This is a genomic window from Haloarcula salina, from assembly GCF_049603855.1.
Lineage (GTDB): Archaea > Halobacteriota > Halobacteria > Halobacteriales > Haloarculaceae > Haloarcula > Haloarcula salina_A.
Genome location: NZ_CP187146.1, coordinates 1,636,406 through 1,654,653, shown reverse-complemented (window position 1 = coordinate 1,654,653; position 18,248 = coordinate 1,636,406). Strand labels below are relative to the sequence as shown.

The window sequence follows — 18,248 nt, the reverse complement described above, 5'->3', positions numbered from 1 at the left end:
GGGACACTGCCGCTTCGCCGTTGTCGTACTCACTACGAGATTTCGACGGAATAGCTCCTCAGAAGCCATTATTCTTGCTCAAGTGAAAAGCAGTCGCAGATTGGCCCCACAGAACAACAGACGGATCCGTGTGGCAATCAACCCTGCTCACGATTCAGGTGGAGACAGTCAGATAACCTATAGAACCTGATATAACATGCGTTCCTTGCGTCATAGTTTCCAATTCACAGTCTACTTCGTGTGGCCCGGACCGGCCCTGAAGTGGAACGTCACCGATCCGTTCAACCAGTGCTGATGGGAAAGGCTTCGACGATCAGCGGCAACTGTTCTCCCGGGACTGTTACTTATATTATTTCTATACATTCAGTGATAGTATATTGTTCTGGACATAATTTGATGTCGGTAGCTGTGTCCATCGTTTCGACAGCCGAGGTCCCCAGAGCCTGACGCTGAATTACTATCGAATCACTTCGACCCCGCCTCAGTTCGGATTCACGAGCGGCTCCGAACCAGTCGTTTGTCTTCGAATTCGGATGGTTCGAACCCGCTGGTGGGCCATGGATCGACGACCACGAGAGCGAAGGTGAAGCATTATAGATGGGTCACCACAGCAGAGTTGTGAACCAAATGCATGGCATGACAGACGCCATGCTCTGGAGGCGCTCGCGTTTGTCAAGTGAGCGCCCTGTCGCGAAAGTCAGTCGTCGCTGGGAGTTGATTCCGACTGCCAAGACACCCGAGCACCACGGACGCTTAGACGCTTACGTGGCGGACCGAGAGTGTCGACGGGGCCGGTAGCGGTTTGCGTGGAGGACATCTCGGCAGCACCACCACAGATTAAGTACGCGTCCGCGTAACAGACGGTCGAATGGAGTCGGAGCCGGAGAGGAGCGAATACGTGCCGATCGAGACGTTACAGGAGGCTCTCGAAGCCGAGCGGGTCACCTACGTCGACGCGCTGAACGCCGATATCGGCTCGCTCCTCGAGGACGCACCGGAACTCGAATTCGATTACGCCGTCGGTGACGTTTCTGACGCCGGGGTGTCCTCGAACGAGCACGTCCACTTCGACCTGGTTCACGAGGGGTCGACGATTCACTGTGTGGTCTTCAGCTACCGTCGCGAGCAGCTCGACCTCGATATCGAGGACGGAACGCAAGTCGCTGTCAAGGGGTCGCTCTCGTACTACGAGGACGGTGGCACCGTCTCGATCATCGTCGACGACGTGGTCGAGGTCGGTGACGGAACGTACCAGCGGATCTACGAACAGAACCGCCATCTGCTCGAAACCGACGGATTGCTCGATCCTGAGGCCAAACAGTCGCTCCCGGAACTGCCCGAACGGATCGGCATCGCCACGAGTGCGACGAGCGACGCCAGAACGGACGCGATCACGAGCATCCACGACCGCTATCCCGACGTGGACGTCGTCGTCCAGAACGCCACCGTCCAGGGGGACGACGCGATGCTCTCGATCATGGGTGCGATCAGCGAACTCGACGACGACCCGCTGGTCGACGTCATCGTCCTCACCCGCGGCGGCGGGGCAGACAAACACCTCCGCGTGTTCAACGAGACGCCGCTCTGTCGCGTCATCCACAGGACCGAGACGCCAATCGTGGTCGGCGTCGGCCACGAGAACGACCAGACGCTGGCCGGAGAGGTCGCCGACCGGCGAGTGATGACGCCGACGGAGGTCGGATTCATCGTCCCGGAGAAAACGACGCTGGAAGACGAACTGGACACGCTCGGCGACAGACTTGACAGTGCCTACGCCGACACCGTGGGGACGACCCTCGGCGAAACGCGTGATCGGCTGACCCGCGGGTACGCCCAAGCGGTGGACGCTACGTTGCGGACGTTCGAAACTGACCTGGACCGCTCGTACGAAACGCACGTCCGCGACGAACTGACGGATCTCGACAATCGACTGGATCGCGCCCGGACACAGTACGCACAGCAGCGCAGACGCGAACAGGACGCCGAACGGTACCGCCGGCAACGGCGGCGATACATCGTGGTGTTGCTCGTTCTGGCACTGTTCGTCGTCGCGCTGGTGCTTTTCATCCTGATCAACGTATGAAAGACGACACGATCGCCAAGAAGACGGACCGACTCGAAACGATCATCGAGCAACTCGAAGCGGGAGACGTCTCGCTCGAACGCGCGAACGAACTCCACGACGAGGGGACGGAACTGCTGGCAGAACTGGAATCCGAACTGGCAGTCGGCGACGGCGAAATTGTCGATCGGTGAGTGACGGACCCCAGTAGCACGTAGCTTGTAGTCCACCTCACTGGCAGACGGATCACTTGCCCCCGGCACACCCAGTCACGGCCACGTGATGGGAAACGAGGGCAACACCCCGCACTCACGGGAAAAGCCACAGTTACTCGTGCGGTAGCGCGCTCTTTCTACGGAAAACGATCTGCTATCCTTTCCGTGCTGGGGATGCTTGATTTGGCATGGCATCGGGGCGCACTTTCGTGGTGGTGTGGATCGTGCTCCTGTCGATCCTCGCTGGCTGTGCAGGGACTACGGATACAGCCAATACAGAGACAGCGACACTCACCGAAACGGAGACGGCCACAGTTGACACGACTGTAAGTGCTGATCCAAATACAGAACTCGACGTCTGGGTCGTCAACACCTCTGAAAACGACAGCGGTGACGTAGTCGCGTTTTCGCTTCGGATCTGTGCCGATACGCGTCTTCCCGATGCCGATGGAGAAGGCGATCCCGGTGAACCGACTCTCACCGTCAGGGTCAACGATATGCCGGTGGCCAGAAGCGAGAATGTTAGCCGGACTGCGAGCTACACGACAACGGTCCACCTCGACACCACAACCCTCTCACAATTCGAGTCAGGGCAACTGAATCTGCGTGTCGAACTCGTCGATCTCGATATCGTCTTTCACGACGAGATTGCGAGCTGGAATGGCACCGTTGAGAATTTCAGTAGTCCTGCTGCCGGGACAGTCACGCCAGCGTCCACGACGCCACCGCCGCAAGATCCGACACTGACCCCCGTTGCCACTAACACGCCGACGCCCACGCCCGAGCGATCGCCGACACCGACGCCGACTCCGGAGCCAGCCCCAACGCTGGACCGAGAAGAGCGGACCGAGTTCCGAGTCACTGTGGTCGAGATCGTCGACGGTGACACCATCGATGTCCGATACGGGAACGGTGACAAAGAGCGAGTACGGCTCCTGGGTGTCGACACGCCAGAGGTACACACGTCGACAGATCCAGACGAGTGGGAAGGGATACCGAACACGGATCGTGGAAGTGAGCACCTTCGAGACTGGGGCCACAAGGCGAGCGAGTTCGCCAGGACAGAACTCGAACGAGGAGAAGAGATACGGATCGTCGTCGACGAGGAGGCCGACAGACGGGGAAGCTACGGACGACTACTGGTGTATGTCTACGATGACGGCACCCTATTCAATCACGAACTGATCGACCGGGGCTATGCACGGCTGTACGACACAGCGTTCAGTAAGCGCGCCCAATTTGCCTCGACTGAATCGAATGCACAGGCCGGCGAGATCGGCGTCTGGAATTACGAATCCCGGACACCGGAACCGACGCCAGAGCCAACGTCGACGCCCGAGCAGACCGGGGACGGACTGATCGTCGCGAAAATCCACGAGGACGCGTCTGGGAACGACCACGAGAACGAGAATGACGAATACGTCGTCTTCGAGAACACGGGTGAGACGACACTGGACCTGTCTGGGTGGACCGTTGAAGACGAAGCCGAGCACACTTACCGCTTCCCGGCTGGCTTCGAACTCGATCCTGGCTCGAAAGTGACGCTGTACACCGGCAGCGGCGCGGACACCGACTCAGAACTGTACTGGGGGTCAGATGCGGCCATCTGGAATAACAACGGAGACACGGTCTACGTGCTGGACGAGGATGGCGAGACCGTCGTCGAGAAATCGTACTGAGTGGCCGACTGTCGAATCGCCACCAGGTATTCGATATGTCGCCGCAATTCGCATTTTTGCTTCCAGCGTTGTGGATATGCCGCCATATATACCCACTTCCAGAATTTTGAAGGTTTATACGACCACCATACCAGCAAATTTGACCATACGGTATCCATACAGACTGTATTTGAGTGATCAATCCCATTCAATACTTCTGGATCTGAGTTCTCACTGATAAGATCTACTACCCGTTCTCGTCTTCGGCCAGGTTGTTATGGAGGCCCGTGTTTCGGTGCGAAAGAGCGTCTCACTCCGTTCGGTACCCATCTACACAGGGTGGACACCGGTGTTCAATTACTTATTCCCGAGGCCGGGAAAGCACGGGGTGGTTTCAGCCGTCCCGGTACGTCAGTCCGAACCACCAGCAGAGAGCGGGGACTGGGAATCGCCGTGTACGTACCCGAAACTGGCTCGAGGATACCCAGATTCGGCTTTCTGTCCCTTCAAACGAACTGGTGGCAACCGGGCCGATGGTTTTCGGTCTGCCGTCTGTGAGTGGATGGCCCCAGTCTCATAGTCCATGCAATAACGTCTGTACTGCTGTTATGATGGTAGGTCCCGTGCCGTGGCATGTCGTACACGTGGAGCCACGTCTGGCAGAAATTAGTAATTGAACACCCACTGAGATCGCTCTCTCGGACATTCAATCCACGACAGACCCGAATGGCGAGTGGCCACCTCTACGCGCAGAGAAGCGGTTGAACACGACCGGAGTCGGGGTGGTTCCGTCGCACGGCCGCGGGCACGGATGCAGTAAACAGAGCGCTCAAGCCGTTAATTCTGCCGCGTGACACGATTCAGATTGCGGTTCCGACGGTGAGTCGCTTGGAAACCGCAGACACTGGACACTGCTGACGGTTGACCGCTATCGGCGTGATGCCAAAAAAATAATTACATACCCGACCACACGGTGACGTATGGCACAAGCAGAACCCCCGATGGAGTCCGCGACCGACCGAGCGTCGGACGCGGAGGAGGCCACGACGAGACGGCCCGAAACCGTCTCCGTCGAGGAGCTCCGGTCGTATCTCCGCGAGGTGGAGGGCAAGACGGCGACCCAGCGGATCACGGTCGGGATCAACCACAAGGAAGGGGTCTCACAGACGGAGCTTGCGGACTGGTACGACGTCTCGCGGACGACGATCCACAACTGGCTCAACCGACTCGAACGACTCGAAGACGAACCGCCGGAAGCGGTCATCTACGACGAGAAGCGGCCGGGGCGGCCACCGAAACTGGACGACTGTCAGCAACGGCAACTGACCGAGGTGCTCACCGAGTCACCGCGTGAGGTGGGATTCGACGCCGAAGAGTGGCATCCGAAACTGGCGCGGGTCTACATCGAGGAGACGTTCGACGTGGAGTACACCGTGAGCTACGTCCGCGAACTCATGCACGAGGCCAGCGTCTCGTGGACGAAACACGACTCGAACGGGCAGGACGTCGAACGCGTCCAGGAGGCGTTCAAGAGCGGCTTCAACACCACTTCGGAGTCGGGTCCGCGGACCCACGGATGCCGTCGGTGAGGGCGGGGTCGACCCATCGCCGCCCGCGACGTCGCCGCCGGAATGAGAGGCCATACCGAGTCGCGGCTGATCCACCCACGGTCGATATCGCTCTGACGCCGATTTCGAGTCGTATAGCGCCGTTGTCGCGGGAACGCGTACCTTTTTATGCGGCATGGGACTACTCCGGGACATGGACACAGAAGTCTTCGTCTGCCAGCACAACCCGATCGACCGCATCGCGCCGGACATCTACGGCCACTTCGCGGAACACCTCGGGCGGTGCGTCTACGGCGGTCTCTGGGTGGGTGAGGACGATCAGGTCTCGACCGACGAGGGTATCCGAGAGGACACCACGGCGCTGCTCGCCGACCTGGACGCGCCGGTCCTGCGCTGGCCCGGCGGCTGTTTCGCCGACGACTACCACTGGAAAGACGGCGTCGGTCCGCGCGAGGAGCGCCCGCGTCGCCGAAATATGTGGTGGCCGCAGGGCCGCGGGCGCGTCCCCGAAGAGTCCAACGCCTTCGGGACGGAGGAGTTCCTCGCCCTCTGTGAGAAAATCGACACTGAGCCGTATCTCGCGGTGAACGTCGGGTCCGGTGACCCCCGAGAGGCCGTGGACTGGGCGGAGTACTGCAACTACGACGGCGAAACCGAGATGACGCGGCTCCGTGCCGAGAGCGGGAGCGAACAGCCCCACGGCGTGACCTACTGGGGTGTGGGCAACGAGAACTGGGGCTGTGGCGGGCGGTTCAGTCCCGAGGCCTACGCCGAACAGTTCCGTCACTACGCGAACTACCTCAACACGTTCGACCGGGTGATGGGCGACGGTTCGATGGAACTGGTCGCCTGCGGCCACATCGCTGACGACTGGAACCGACGGTTCCTCGACTACCTCGCCGAGTGCGTCGACTTCGGCGAGAACACCGTCTACGACCTCATGGATCACCTCTCTGTCCATCGGTACTACTACGCCGGCGGTGACACCGACTTCACCGAGGACCAGTACTATCGCCTGTTCGCCCGGACCGCTCAGATCGCCACCGACGTCGACCGCGCGGCCGAAGCGCTGGAACTGCTCGCGCCGGGGACGGACATCGGCGTCATCGTCGACGAGTGGGGGGTCTGGCATCCAGAGGCCGTCTTCGGGAACGGACTGGAACAGGAACACACTGTGCGAGACGCACTGTCGGCAGCAGTCGTTCTGGACGACCTGAACGCGCGGGCGGACGTGGTGTCGATGGCGAACATCGCCCAGACGGTGAACGTGTTGCAGTGTCTGGTCCAGACCGACGAGACGGACGCTTGGCCCACCCCCACGTACCACGTCTACGACCTCTACAAACCGCACATGGGCGCGACCGCCCTCGACACCGTCGTCGACGCCGATACCGAGACCGTCGAACGCAAGGGCGACGAGTTCGGCGAGGGGGACGTCCACGAGGTGCCGCTGGTGAGCGCGTCGGCCTCCGAGCGTGACGGACAGGTGTACGTGACGGTCTCGAACGTCGACAAGAACGACGCCCGGGAGATCGTCGTGTCCCTCGACAGCGACGCCATCGGCGTCGAGTCGGCGTCCGTCCTCTTCGACGGCCTGTCCGTGGACACCTACTCGGACGGCGGGAACACCGAGGCCTTCCAACCGTCTGAAATCCCCGTCGAGCGGTCCGGGGACCGCTCGGTGCTCGTCGAGGCGCCGCCCAGTTCCGTCGTCGGCCTGTCGCTGTCGGTGTAACGGGCCGTCTCGGAACGTCGGTTCGGCCACATTGCACTATATAGTCGTTTTGGGTCCATCACCAACTATTATATACTATGGGCGTCAACGCGGCAATATGCCACACGGGAAGCGTACCCACCAGTCGACACGGCGTAGATTCATCGAAGCAGTCGGCGTGGCCGGCGCGGTCGGCCTGGCCGGTTGCGGCGGGACGAGCGGCAGTGGCGGCGACGGCGAGGCCGCCGGCGATGCGGGCGGCGGCAGCGGCATGGAACTGAGCTATCACACGCTGTTCGTCGGCGGTGACGGATCGGTGATGAAGTCGATCGTCGAGGAGTTCAACGAGACACAGCCGGTCGGCGACGTGACCATCAGCAGACAGCGGTCGCCGTGGGAGGAGTACTACAATCAGCTGTTCACCTCGATGGCCGGCGGAAACGCGCCGGACCTCGCGATCTCGCACGCGACGTACATTCCGCGGTTCCAGGACACACTGGTGGACATCTCGGACTACACGACGACCACCGACGGCTACGTCGAGAAGATCTTCAGCGCGTGTCAGCTCGACGGCGGGCTCTACGCGCTCCCGATGGACACCCACCCAGTCGGGCTGTACATCAATCAGGACATCCTCGATCAGGTCGATGCCGAACCGCCCTTCGAGGACTTCGCGGAGTTCGAAGCGACGTGTAACGCGATCCGAGACGAGACCGACGCCCTGCCGTTCGGACCGAGCCCGGTCGACGGGCTCAGCGTCCGTGAGTGGTACACCTCGGTCTCCTCGATGGGCGGCAGTATGTTCACCGAAGACAACTCCGAGGCTGTCTTCGACCAGGGGGCGGGCCTCGACGCCGCGAAGTATTACCACAGCGTCTCCGGCGAGCGAAACTGGGACCGCGCCGACACGTCCGAAGAACGCGTCCTGCAGAGCTTCCTCAACGGCTCGGTCGCCATGATGGTCAACGGAACCTGGGGCGTGGCCGACATGGCCGACGTGGAGTTCAACTGGAACTTCGCGCCGCCGCGGATCACCCCGAACGCCGACCGGCTCCGAGCGGCCACGGACAGTCACACGCTCGTCGTCCCCACCCAGCCCGACGGCACCGATGAGCGGTATCAGAAGGCCGTCGAGGCCGCCCAGTGGATCACGCAGAAGAACCCCGAGTGGGGGACGAAAGCCGGTCACGTCCCCGCGTGGAATCCGATCCTCGAAGGCGACCAGCTCCAGAGCTCGGACCTCTGGGATCAGACGCTCAAGTACTACACCGACATGGCCCAGAACGGGCAACTGGCCTACTTCCCCCAGCTCGCGAACGCGGACTTCTACGACGCCTCGAACTGGAACTGGATACGCCAGCTGTACGGCCACCAGCTCGGGCCGGAGGAGGCCGTGAGCAAGGGCGTCGAGACGTGGAACTCGAACCTGTGAGAGGTGGAGAACGATGTCAATCGTAGACCACGTGTCAGGGCGGTTCGCGAACCTCACGAACCTCGAGCGGCGAACGTCGCGGCAGTTAGTCGAGGGACTGCTGTTCGCGCTCCCCTATCTGGTGGTGTTCGTCTCGTTTCTCCTGTACCCGCTGTTGAAGGGCGGGTACATGAGCCTCTTCGAGTGGAACGTGTTCAACCCGGCCGAGTCCACGTTCGTCGGCCTCGGGAACTACGCGCGACTGCTCGGCGACCCCGACTTCTGGAACGCGCTGTGGAACACGGTCTACTTCGCCGTGTTGACCGTCCCGGCGATCGTCCTCGTCTCGCTCGGCCTCGCGCTGGGCGTGAACCGGGACATCCGGGGCCGGGGCGTCCTGCGCGCGATCTTCTTCAGCCCGTACATTCTGACGGTGACGGTCGCGGCGACCATCTGGGTCGACTTCTACTCCACGCAGTACGGCGTCATCAACCACTACCTCGGAGCGGTCGTCTCGAACCCCCCGAAGTGGCTCCAGTCACAGCTCTTTGCGATGCCGGCCATCTCGATCACGACCGTCTGGTGGCTCGTGGGCTTCAGTTTCGTCGTCCTGCTCGCGGCACGCCAGGGCATTCCAGCGTACCTGTACGAGGCGGCGAAGCTAGACGGCGCGAGCTCGTGGCGCATGTTCCGGGACGTGACGATTCCCCAGATGCGATACGCCCTCTTTTTCGTCGTCGTCGTGAACCTCATCTGGACCTTCCAGGTGTTCGGACAGCCCTACGTGATGACGAGCGGCGGCCCGGGACAGGCCACCGAGACGCTCGTGATGTACCTCTATCAGGCGGCGTTCAATCAGCGGAGCTTCGGGTACGCATCCGCCGTCGGCTACGTGCTGACGGGGATTCTCGTCCTCGTGTCCATCGGCAACTACTACTTCATCGGCGGTGGTGCGAATGAGTGACGCCACCGCGTCGTCCCGGTTCGAGGTGGCCGCGCTCACGGCCGTGTCGATCCGAAGCGTCCTCGTGCACGCGGCGATGTACGGGGCGGGCGTGATCTTCCTGCTCCCCTACGTCTACATGGTGTCGACGTCGCTGTCGACGAAACAAGCGGCCATCCAGCCGGGGATGAACTGGCTCCCGTCGCCGGTCACGGTCGACGCGTACGTGCGACTGCTGTCTGAATCGCAGGTCGTGGCCTGGACGATAAACACGATCATCATCGCGACGGTCACGACGTTCCTCGTGTTGCTGTTCGACTCGATGATCGCGTTCTCGCTGACGCGGCTGGACTGGCCGGGACAGCGGCTCATCCTCGGCGTCGTCATCGCGAGCTTCATGGTCCCGGGATTCGTGAACATCATCCCGCTGTACACGTTCATCAGTAATCTGGGTCTCCTCAACAACTACCTCGCGGTCATCTTCCCGTTCGTCGCCGGACCGCTCGGGGTGTTTATGCTCGTCCAGTTCTTCGACAACATCCCCGACGAGATTCAGGAAGCCGCGCGCCTCGACGGCTTCTCCGCGTTCCGCATCTACACGCACATCGTCCTCCCGCTCTCGCGATCCATCCTGACGGCGCTGGGCCTGTTCATCTTCGTCTGGAGCTGGAACCAGTTCCTCTGGCCGCTGATCGTGCTCCAGGAGGAGGCCAAGTACACGCTCCCGATCGGCGTCGTCATCATCCAGGACACCTTCTCCTTCCAACCGGCACTGACGATGGCCGGCGCGCTCGTCGCCTCTGGCCCGCTGTTCGTGCTGTTCTTGCTCGTACAGGATCAGCTCATCTCGGCCGTGGAGATGCAGGGCGTCACGTAATTTCTTATCCCCGCACCACGTCACTTCACAGCAATGCAGAACGCTACTTCCTTCACAGTGTACCGGTCGCTGTTCGCGGCGGTCAGATTCTTCTACGAGAACGGGCCTCGAATGGTCGGCCTGAGCGTCGTCTGGTTCCTCTGCTCGCTTCCGGTCGTGACCATCGGCCCGTCGACGCTCGGTGCCTACGGTGCGATCCTCTCGCTCCGAGAAGAACAGGCGTTCGACTACGATCGGATTCGAACGCTGTTGGGTCGGCACGGGCTCTCGTCGGTGCTCCTCACCGGCCTGCCGGTCCTGCTCGCCGCTACGGGCGCGCTGTACGTCAGACGATACTTCGCCACCGAATCGACCGTCGCGCTGGTGCTCGCCGTCGTCACCCTCTACGCCGCGGCGTACGCCGCGCTGGTCCTGATCCCGACCTTCGTCGAACTGGCGAACGGAGCGCCCCTCGAACAGTCGATCAGATCGGGGATCCGCTGGACGTCTGCCAACGCGGTCGGCGCGATCGCAATGGCGATGGCGACCCTGATGCTGTTCGTCCTCGCCGGCGCGCTCACGGTCGCGTTCGTTCTCGTGTTCGCCGGCATCGCGTTCTCGCTCCACCTCGACGTGCTCGCGCCCACCGTCGCGGAGTGATCGCCTGGCGTCGTCCGGTCCCCGCGGACGGCGTTCGTCGAACCCCCTCAACCGAAGGTATTTTCATGATGAAATGTGTACGTCGTCTCATGGGACGTGTTAGCGTTAACGCCGTCAGCAAAGTCTACGACGGAGATATCGTCGCGGTCGACGAGGTGAGCGCAGAGATACGCGACGGGGAGTTCGTCACGATCGTCGGCCCGTCGGGATCCGGGAAGTCGACGCTCCTCCGGATGATCGCCGGGCTGGAAGACATCACCGACGGCACGGTCGAGATCGGCGGCGAGGCCGTCAACGGCGTCCAGCCACAGGACCGCGGGGTCGCGATGGTCTTCCAGAACTACGCGCTGTATCCGCACATGACCGCCCGAAAGAACATGTCCTACGGGCTGAAACTGACGACGGACCTCCCGCAAGACGAGATCGACGCCAAGGTCGAGGAGGCCGCGGAGATGATGGGGATCGAGAAGCAACTGGACAAGAAGCCCGGGAGCCTCTCTGGCGGCCAGCAACAGCGCGTGGCGACGGGACGCGCTATCGTCCGCGATCCCGAGGTGTTCCTGTTCGACGAACCGCTGTCGAATCTCGACGCCAAACTCCGACTCCACATGCGGACCGAACTCCAGCAGCTACAGGACGAACTCGGCACGACGGCGATCTACGTCACACACGATCAGGAGGAGGCGATGACGATGAGCGACCGGATCATCGTCCTGAACGAGGGGGAGATCCAGCAGATCGGAACGCCGGAGGAGATCTACGGCGAACCGGCGAACCAGTTCGTCGCCGACTTCGTCGGCAGTCCGTCGATGAACACGTTCCCCGTCGAACTGCGCGACGACGTGCTCGTCGGGACGGCGTTCGAGTACACGCTCCCCGAGACGTACCGCGAGCGCGTCTCGAAGCGCGCCAGCGACGGCGAGGAGCTCGTCCTCGGCATCCGTCCGGAGCACGTCGACGTCGTCGAAACGGGCGGACAGAACACGATCAGGGCGTCGCTCGACGTGCGCGAACCCGTCGGCAGCGACAACTTCCTGTACCTCTCCGTCGGCGACGAGGAGTGCTGCGTCCGCGTCTCGGGCGAGCGCCAGCCAGAGGAGGGGACGACGCTGACGATGCGGTTCGATCCGTCGCATCTTCACCTGTTCGAGCGCGACAGCGGCCGGAATCTCCTCTACGGTGCACACGACCAGACACGGGCCTCTGAGGCACCGCAAGAGTCGATGGTCAGCACCGAAGGATAGCGCGGTTTAGTAGCGAATCGGCCACTTCTCGAGCCTGCAGTCGGTAGACAGTCCACCGCGAGCAGTCGACAGTCGAGCGCAACCGACGAGCGACGTGGCACAGCGGACAGCCCGAACCGATGAGCGACGCACGTCGGTGCACAACGAGACCGAGAAGAAGTGCGAAAAGCGGCCGATTCGAACCCCCGGCGGACCGCGAGAGGGCCTACTGGCGGAGGGTCAGTCCGACCACGGAGCTAGCGGGGGCCTCGACCAGGAACGTCCCGTCGCCCTGGTCCCCGACGTCTATCTCCTCGGCGGCGAACGCGTCGGCGTTGTCGGCGGTCGAGTACTCGTCGACGGCGTCGCCGTCGAACAGCGTCTCCGCGCCGACGACCGAGGCGTCGCCGTCGGTGAGCGTGACCTCGACCGCGTCGCTGTCGTCGAGCGAGCGGTTCGAGAGCGTCACGTAGATGTCGCCGTCGCGCTCGGAGGCGGAGGCGCTCACCAGCGGCACGTCGAAGGACTCGTCGTCGACGGTCTCGGTTTCGGTGTCGACGACGGTGTCGAGGGCGGTCGCCCCCATGTGCGGTTTGTAGAGGTCGTAGACGTGGTAGGTGGGGGTGGGCCAGGCGTCGGTCTCGTCGGTCTGGACCAGACACTGCAACACGTTCACCGTCTGGGCGATGTTCGCCATCGACACCACGTCCGCCCGCGCGTTCAGGTCGTCCAGGACGCCAGCGGCGGAGATGGCGTCTCGCACAGTGTGTTCCTGTTCCAGCCCGTTGGTGTTAGTCGCCTCGGGGTGCCAGACACCCCACTCGTCGACGATGACGCTGATGTCGTTGTCGGGGGCGTAGACGGACAGCGCCTCGACGAGATCGTCGACGTCCGCCGCGACCTGCCGCGAACGGGCGAGCAGGCGGTAGTAGTCCTCGTCGTCGAAGTCGGTGTCGCCGCCGGCCTCGTAGTACCGGTGGACGGACATGTGCTCCATCAGGTCGTAGGGGCCCTCGACCCACTCCGAGCAGTCGGCGAGCGCGTCGAGGAACTCGCGGTTCCAGTCGCCCTCGATGTGTCCGCAGGCGATCAGCTCCATGTCGCGCTCGCTCAGCATACCGTTCGCCCCGCGGAGGTAAGTGGCGTAGCGGCGGTACTGCTCGGCGTAGGCCTCGGGACTAAACCGCCCGCCACAGCCCCAGTTCTCGTTGCCCACGCCCCAGTACTTCACGCCGTGTGGGTCCTCGGAGCCGTTCTCTTCGCGGCGTTCGGCGAGTTCCGTTCCGCCGCCGTAGTTGCAGTACTCGACCCAGTCGGCGGCGTCGTCGGGGGAGCCGCTGCCGACGTTGACGGCGAGGTACGGTTCCGTATCGAGCATCTCACAGAGACGGACGAACTCGTCGGTCCCGAAGGTGTTGGGTTCTTCGGGGAGGTCCCTGCGCCCCTGCGTCCAGAACATGTTCCGACGGGTGGGTCGCTCCTTGCGTGGGCCGATGCCGTCCGTCCAGTCGTAGTCGTCGGCGAAACAGCCACCGGGCCAGCGCAGGACCGGCATATCGAGGTCCCGAAGCAGGTCGACAGTGTCCAGACGAATGCCGTCCTCCGTGGACACGCGGTCGTCGTCACCGACCCAGAGCCCGCCGTAGACACACCGCCCCAGGTGCTCCGCGAAGTGGCCGTAGATATCAGGCGCGATGTCGGCTATCTGTTCGTGCTGCTGGACATGGATCTCTGTTCGCATGCTCTTCACTGTTCCTAACTAGCGTAAAAAGTTTACGCATCATGGTGAGGCCGGAGTCGGGGCGTCGGAGGACTGACCGACGGAGTTGCGCTCAGAGGCACAGAAAAGTGAGTTAACGACAGGGGCGGGCACACAGTATAGACGAGGCCTGGAGCGTTCCGGCCGAGACGACGAAGCCCTGGTACTCGCCGATTGTCCCGTCTCACTCGTTGTTCGCCCTCGCTCTGGCGATAGCAGTGGGAACGAGACGTGTTCAGACACTTCTCGACACAGGCGTGTTCCCGGGTCGGTTTCGGAGAGCGCAGTCTCGGGAACTGGCGTCCGCCTCCCGAAATATCGGCGGCAATAGGCCGTGTTCAATCACTTGTTTACGCCCCTCGACTCGCCGCGACACACTCCGCGTGACCGACGCACTCCCACATCACATCTGTACGATTGTTATTCCGGACGCTGGCAGGCGAAAGAACACTTCCCAGAACTCCTGACGGTTTGTCGCAGGTGACAGCTAATCAGGTGATTCGACATGTGAAATAGAGTGTTTTCGTAAGTAATCTGGAGCTTCAATAAACGTTCTCCAGATTCATCTACGGCTCCGCCCCACATAGTATAATAAATATTTATTTCTTAGCCATATCTGGGAATGGGCGCACAGATATCTCTATTTATGCCAGTATCTGGCTCTATTTTTCACTGATTGTCGGATTGAAACTCATATTTGCATCGAAGATGATCCTATTGTGCTTCGATCGTCACCGATCCCCAGATCGGGTGCTCGAAACGGGACTAAATATCTTAATGTACACCCGCTCGAATAGCACTGCCGTGCATCGTGTCACGCTCGATACCTGGCTCGATGGCTGCCCGCTCGGTCGGGTGACCGCGAACCACGACGTGGCGCTGACGACGCCGTACTGGAACGTCTCGCCGGAGACCGGACAGTGGGACCTCTGGATCGAGGCGGCGGCCGACGACCGTTCGGCCCTGGAGGCCGGCCTGCGGGCGCTCAGAGACGCCAGCGAGATAACGGCCTTCGAGCTAAAGCGAAAACGCGGCTCGCGGGCGACGACGCGCGTGGTGCTGGACGAGGCGGTCGCTATCGACCCGGTGCTGGCCAGCGGCGGGGCGGTCATCGGTCCGTTCACCGACGTGGACGGCCGGGAACGCTGGCATCTCGGGTTCGCGGACGCCAGCGCTATCGACGCCGCGCTGGGCCGCCTCGACCGCCGTCACGAGTTTACCGTCGTCGAGCACACCGCCCTCGACGACCGCGGGAGCGCGAACGTCCTCCGGCAGTTCGACGAGGCGGCCGCGCTCCTCGACGGGTTCGCACAGCTCACGGACACCGAATCGCAGGTCCTCCGCACGGCGGTTAAACACGGATACTTCGAAACGCCGCGAGACGAGACCCTCGCGTCGCTGGGTGAGCGCTGTGGGATCTCCGACGCCGCCGTTTCGAAGACGCTCCGCCGAGCGGAGCGAAAACTCCTCGGCGCGGCGGTCACGGCGCTCGAAACCGTCGACGGCACGGCTGACGAACGCCGTCGGGACGACGGTTAGGATACTAACCCTCCCGTTCACCGTTCCGGCCCCCGACTCCTCACGTGATGAGCGACAGTCGAGCCGGAGTTGTTGCACGCTGTCTCGGATCGCTCCTCGCACCCCGGTATCGCACCGCCGTCCTGTTCGTTCTCCTGGCGGCCATCTGGGGCGGGACGTATCCGGCCGTGAGCGTCGGACTCGACGCGTTCCCGCCGATCCTGTACGCCGCGCTTCGTCTGGACCTCGGTGCAATCGTCCTGCTCCTGTACGTCGGGGGGTCGGAAGAGTACTGGCGGCCGCGAGGCACTCGCGACTGGGCCGCGGTGCTGTCGGGCGGGCTCCTGACGCTGGCCGGCTACAGCGTCCTCCAGAACGTGGGCCAGCAGACCGTTCCGAGTGCGATCGCCGCCGTCCTCACTGGCCTGATCCCGATACTGACGGTCGGATTCGCGAGGGTGTTCCTCCCCGAGGAGACGTTCGGGCGCACCGAACTGGCCGGCGTCGGCTTCGGGTTCCTCGGCCTCTCGGTAATCACCCAGCCCGACCCCACGAACCTGCTCTCCGGGGACACCGTCGGGCAGGCGGTCCTGGTGCTTGCGGCCGCATCCTTCGCGCTCGGCGGCGTCCTCACGCAGCGGGCGGACGCCGAGATGCCGTTCCCCGCTCGAACCGCGTGGGCGATGGTCGTCGGCGCTGTCTTCACGCACCTCGCCAGCATCGCGAGCCCGAGCGAATCCGTCTCGCAGGTGCAGTGGTCCGTCACCGGTCTCCTCGGGCTCGTCTACCTGGGCGTCTTCGTCAGCGCGGCGGGCTATCTGCTGTACTTCTCGCTCCTCCCGCGACTGGGCTCGATCGAACTCAATCTCGTCACGTACGCGACCGCGCTGTTCGGGACGGTGTTCAGTTGGCTCCTGTTCACGGAACCGGTAACGGCCGAGACGCTCGTCGGCTTCGGACTCGTCGCCGCCGGGTTCGCGATCCTCAAACGCGACGAGCTACACGAGACGTACCGGCAACGCCGCAGTGGCGTCGAGGCAGAGTGAGCGCGGGCCGTGACACCTGACGGCTCCGAGACGGAGGCACCCCACGCGTACCAATCCCACCCCTCCGGACAATATGGATACCGAGATGCCAACCATGGTCGGCCACGGATATAACTGACATCTCTAGAACGAATTGTGTACGATTATCATGGGAGAGTCACAGGCGAGAACAGCGAGAGAAGAGTGGGGAAGTCGATTCGGCTTCCTGATGGCCCTGGTGGGCGCGATGGTCGGCGCGGGGAACATCTGGCGGATGCCGTTCACGACGGGGCAGAACGGCGGCGGTGCGTTCCTCGTCGCGTACGTCCTCCTGCTGTACCTCATCGCAGTCCCCGGCCTCATGGCCGAAACGATGATCGGTCGGTACACGAACAACGGCGTTATCGGGGCGTTCAACCAGATCGTCGGAAGCAAGCGCGCACGGGGACTCGGTCTCGTCGTCCTCGTCGTCAACGTGGCGCTGATGTCGTACTACGCGCCGATCATCGGCTGGGCGCTGTACTACGCCGGCAATTCGGTGCTCGGGACGTTCACGCAGCCCGGGTTCGCACCACAGGCGTTCTGGGACGGCTTCATCTCGAACACAGCGCTCGTCATTGGCATGCACACAGTGACGATGGCGGGGCTCGCCGGCGTGCTCGTGTTCGGGATCCGTCGAGGGATCGAACGCGTCGTGAAGTGGATGATTCCGCTGCTCGTCGTCGCGCTCGTCGCCGTCGGAATTCGGGGAGTCACCCTCCCCGGCGGGATGGACGGGCTGGCGTTCGTGTTCACTCCCGACTGGAGGTACCTCACGCGCGGGAGCACGTGGGTCGCGGCGCTCAGCCAGGCGCTGTTCTCGACCGGGCTTGGCTGGGGGATCGCGCTCACCTACGGGAGCTATCTCGGACGATACGACGACGTGCCCCTCGGCGGTGGTCTGTTCACCGCGATCGGGAACACCAGCATCGGGCTACTGGCCGTCTTCGCGACGTTCCCGGTGGTCTTCGCGTTCGGTCTCGAACCGACCGCCGGGTCGAACCTGCTGTTCATCTCGCTGGCCGAGGTGTTCCCGGAACTGCCAGGCGGCGCGGCCTGGGCGGCCGTGTTCTTCGTCTCGTTTTTCTTCGCGACGTTCACTTCCGGCCTGGGCATCACCGAGGTCGGTGTCACGACCGTCTCCGAAGAGACGCGGCTGTCGCGGACGGGATCGGTGCTCGCAGTCTGCGGGACGATCTGGCTGTTCGGCCTCCCGAGCGCCTACTCGTCGTCGTTCCTCGGACAGATGGACTTCATCTTCGGCAGTTTCGGCCTGCCGCTGGCGACGCTGTCGATCATCGCGCTCGTCGCGTGGAAGTTCGGCCCGGAGCGCGCCCGCGTCATCGACCTCAACCGCAACGCCGGCGTCTACGTCGGCCGCTGGTGGAACCCGGTGATCAAGTACGTCATCCCAGTCGTCATGGTGTTCATCCTCGGGTACGGAATCGTCACGAACATCGGCACCGACAACCAGACGCTGACGATCGTCGGCGTCGCACTCATGGCGGTGCTCGTCGTCGCGAGCATGGCTGTGATGAGCGTCATCGGCGACTCGCCGGGCGACCGACCGGGAGCCACCACGAAGGGGGGTGACTGA

General features: G+C 62.8%; 14 protein-coding genes. 13 read left to right on the top strand and 1 reads right to left on the bottom strand.

Features of this window, described 5'->3' with window-relative positions:
* The first annotated feature begins 898 nt into the window (after positions 1–898).
* From xseA to ACOZ4I_RS08500, 10 genes are all read left to right on the top strand, one after another.
* Positions 899–2,083, top strand: a complete 1,185-nt coding sequence (xseA, locus tag ACOZ4I_RS08545) for an exodeoxyribonuclease VII large subunit (protein ID WP_424004746.1) — start codon at positions 899–901, stop codon at positions 2,081–2,083.
* The gene (xseB, locus tag ACOZ4I_RS08540; RefSeq protein ID WP_424004745.1) at positions 2,080–2,256 is read left to right on the top strand and encodes an exodeoxyribonuclease VII small subunit; all 177 of its coding nucleotides are present in this window, start codon (positions 2,080–2,082) and stop codon (positions 2,254–2,256) included. The genes xseA and xseB overlap by 4 nt, the downstream gene beginning before the upstream one ends.
* Positions 2,257–2,501: 245 nt before the next feature.
* Positions 2,502–3,956 carry a lamin tail domain-containing protein gene (locus ACOZ4I_RS08535; RefSeq protein WP_424004744.1) on the top strand — a complete coding sequence of 485 codons (1,455 nt, stop codon included), beginning with the start codon at positions 2,502–2,504 and terminating at the stop codon, positions 3,954–3,956.
* Positions 3,957–4,915: 959 nt separating this feature from the next.
* Positions 4,916–5,524 carry a helix-turn-helix domain-containing protein gene (locus ACOZ4I_RS08530; RefSeq protein ID WP_424004743.1) on the top strand — a complete coding sequence of 203 codons (609 nt, stop codon included), beginning with the start codon at positions 4,916–4,918 and terminating at the stop codon, positions 5,522–5,524.
* Between the two features lie 172 nt (positions 5,525–5,696).
* The gene (locus ACOZ4I_RS08525) at positions 5,697–7,238 is read left to right on the top strand and encodes an alpha-N-arabinofuranosidase (RefSeq protein ID WP_424004742.1); all 1,542 of its coding nucleotides are present in this window, start codon (positions 5,697–5,699) and stop codon (positions 7,236–7,238) included.
* Positions 7,239–7,335: 97 nt separating this feature from the next.
* On the top strand, positions 7,336–8,649 hold the full coding sequence (locus ACOZ4I_RS08520; RefSeq protein WP_424004741.1) for an extracellular solute-binding protein: 1,314 nt from the start codon (positions 7,336–7,338) through the stop codon (positions 8,647–8,649).
* A gap of 13 nt (positions 8,650–8,662) precedes the next feature.
* Positions 8,663–9,592: a carbohydrate ABC transporter permease gene (locus tag ACOZ4I_RS08515; RefSeq protein ID WP_424004740.1), complete on the top strand. Its 930-nt coding sequence runs from the start codon at positions 8,663–8,665 to the stop codon at positions 9,590–9,592.
* The gene (locus ACOZ4I_RS08510) at positions 9,585–10,448 is read left to right on the top strand and encodes a carbohydrate ABC transporter permease (RefSeq protein ID WP_424004739.1); all 864 of its coding nucleotides are present in this window, start codon (positions 9,585–9,587) and stop codon (positions 10,446–10,448) included. Before ACOZ4I_RS08515 ends, ACOZ4I_RS08510 begins: the two co-directional genes overlap by 8 nt.
* Positions 10,449–10,481: 33 nt before the next feature.
* Positions 10,482–11,087, top strand: coding sequence for a hypothetical protein (locus tag ACOZ4I_RS08505; RefSeq protein WP_424004738.1), 606 nt, complete (start codon positions 10,482–10,484; stop codon positions 11,085–11,087).
* An 89-nt stretch (positions 11,088–11,176) separates the two neighbouring features.
* Positions 11,177–12,331 carry an ABC transporter ATP-binding protein gene (locus ACOZ4I_RS08500; protein WP_424004737.1) on the top strand — a complete coding sequence of 385 codons (1,155 nt, stop codon included), beginning with the start codon at positions 11,177–11,179 and terminating at the stop codon, positions 12,329–12,331.
* 205 nt (positions 12,332–12,536) lie between these two features.
* Here ACOZ4I_RS08500 and ACOZ4I_RS08495 read toward each other — a convergent pair whose 3' ends face one another.
* Complete coding sequence (locus ACOZ4I_RS08495; RefSeq protein ID WP_424004736.1) at positions 12,537–14,051, bottom strand: alpha-N-arabinofuranosidase; 1,515 nt, start codon at positions 14,049–14,051, stop codon at positions 12,537–12,539.
* Positions 14,052–14,873: 822 nt separating this feature from the next.
* Here ACOZ4I_RS08495 and ACOZ4I_RS08490 point away from each other — a divergent pair.
* The 3 genes from ACOZ4I_RS08490 (at position 14,874) to ACOZ4I_RS08480 (ending at position 18,248) form a co-directional block, all read left to right on the top strand.
* Complete coding sequence (locus ACOZ4I_RS08490) at positions 14,874–15,608, top strand: helix-turn-helix domain-containing protein (protein WP_424004735.1); 735 nt, start codon at positions 14,874–14,876, stop codon at positions 15,606–15,608.
* A 47-nt stretch (positions 15,609–15,655) separates the two neighbouring features.
* Entirely contained in the window at positions 15,656–16,633 is a 978-nt protein-coding gene (locus ACOZ4I_RS08485; RefSeq protein ID WP_424004734.1) for a DMT family transporter, read from the top strand.
* A 208-nt stretch (positions 16,634–16,841) separates the two neighbouring features.
* A complete protein-coding gene (locus ACOZ4I_RS08480; RefSeq protein WP_424004794.1) occupies positions 16,842–18,248 on the top strand; it encodes a sodium-dependent transporter in 1,407 nt (468 codons plus the stop codon).

Coding starts and splice junctions, on each gene's coding strand:
- xseB (WP_424004745.1), top strand. CDS start 2,080: ATGAAAGACGACACGATCGCCAAGAAGACGGACCGACTCGAAACGATC.
- ACOZ4I_RS08530 (WP_424004743.1), top strand. CDS start 4,916: ATGGCACAAGCAGAACCCCCGATGGAGTCCGCGACCGACCGAGCGTCG.
- ACOZ4I_RS08525 (WP_424004742.1), top strand. CDS start 5,697: ATGGACACAGAAGTCTTCGTCTGCCAGCACAACCCGATCGACCGCATC.
- ACOZ4I_RS08520 (WP_424004741.1), top strand. CDS start 7,336: ATGCCACACGGGAAGCGTACCCACCAGTCGACACGGCGTAGATTCATC.
- ACOZ4I_RS08515 (WP_424004740.1), top strand. CDS start 8,663: ATGTCAATCGTAGACCACGTGTCAGGGCGGTTCGCGAACCTCACGAAC.
- ACOZ4I_RS08510 (WP_424004739.1), top strand. CDS start 9,585: ATGAGTGACGCCACCGCGTCGTCCCGGTTCGAGGTGGCCGCGCTCACG.
- ACOZ4I_RS08505 (WP_424004738.1), top strand. CDS start 10,482: ATGCAGAACGCTACTTCCTTCACAGTGTACCGGTCGCTGTTCGCGGCG.
- ACOZ4I_RS08500 (WP_424004737.1), top strand. CDS start 11,177: ATGGGACGTGTTAGCGTTAACGCCGTCAGCAAAGTCTACGACGGAGAT.
- ACOZ4I_RS08495 (WP_424004736.1), bottom strand. CDS start 14,051: ATGCGAACAGAGATCCATGTCCAGCAGCACGAACAGATAGCCGACATC.
- ACOZ4I_RS08485 (WP_424004734.1), top strand. CDS start 15,656: ATGAGCGACAGTCGAGCCGGAGTTGTTGCACGCTGTCTCGGATCGCTC.
- ACOZ4I_RS08480 (WP_424004794.1), top strand. CDS start 16,842: ATGGCCCTGGTGGGCGCGATGGTCGGCGCGGGGAACATCTGGCGGATG.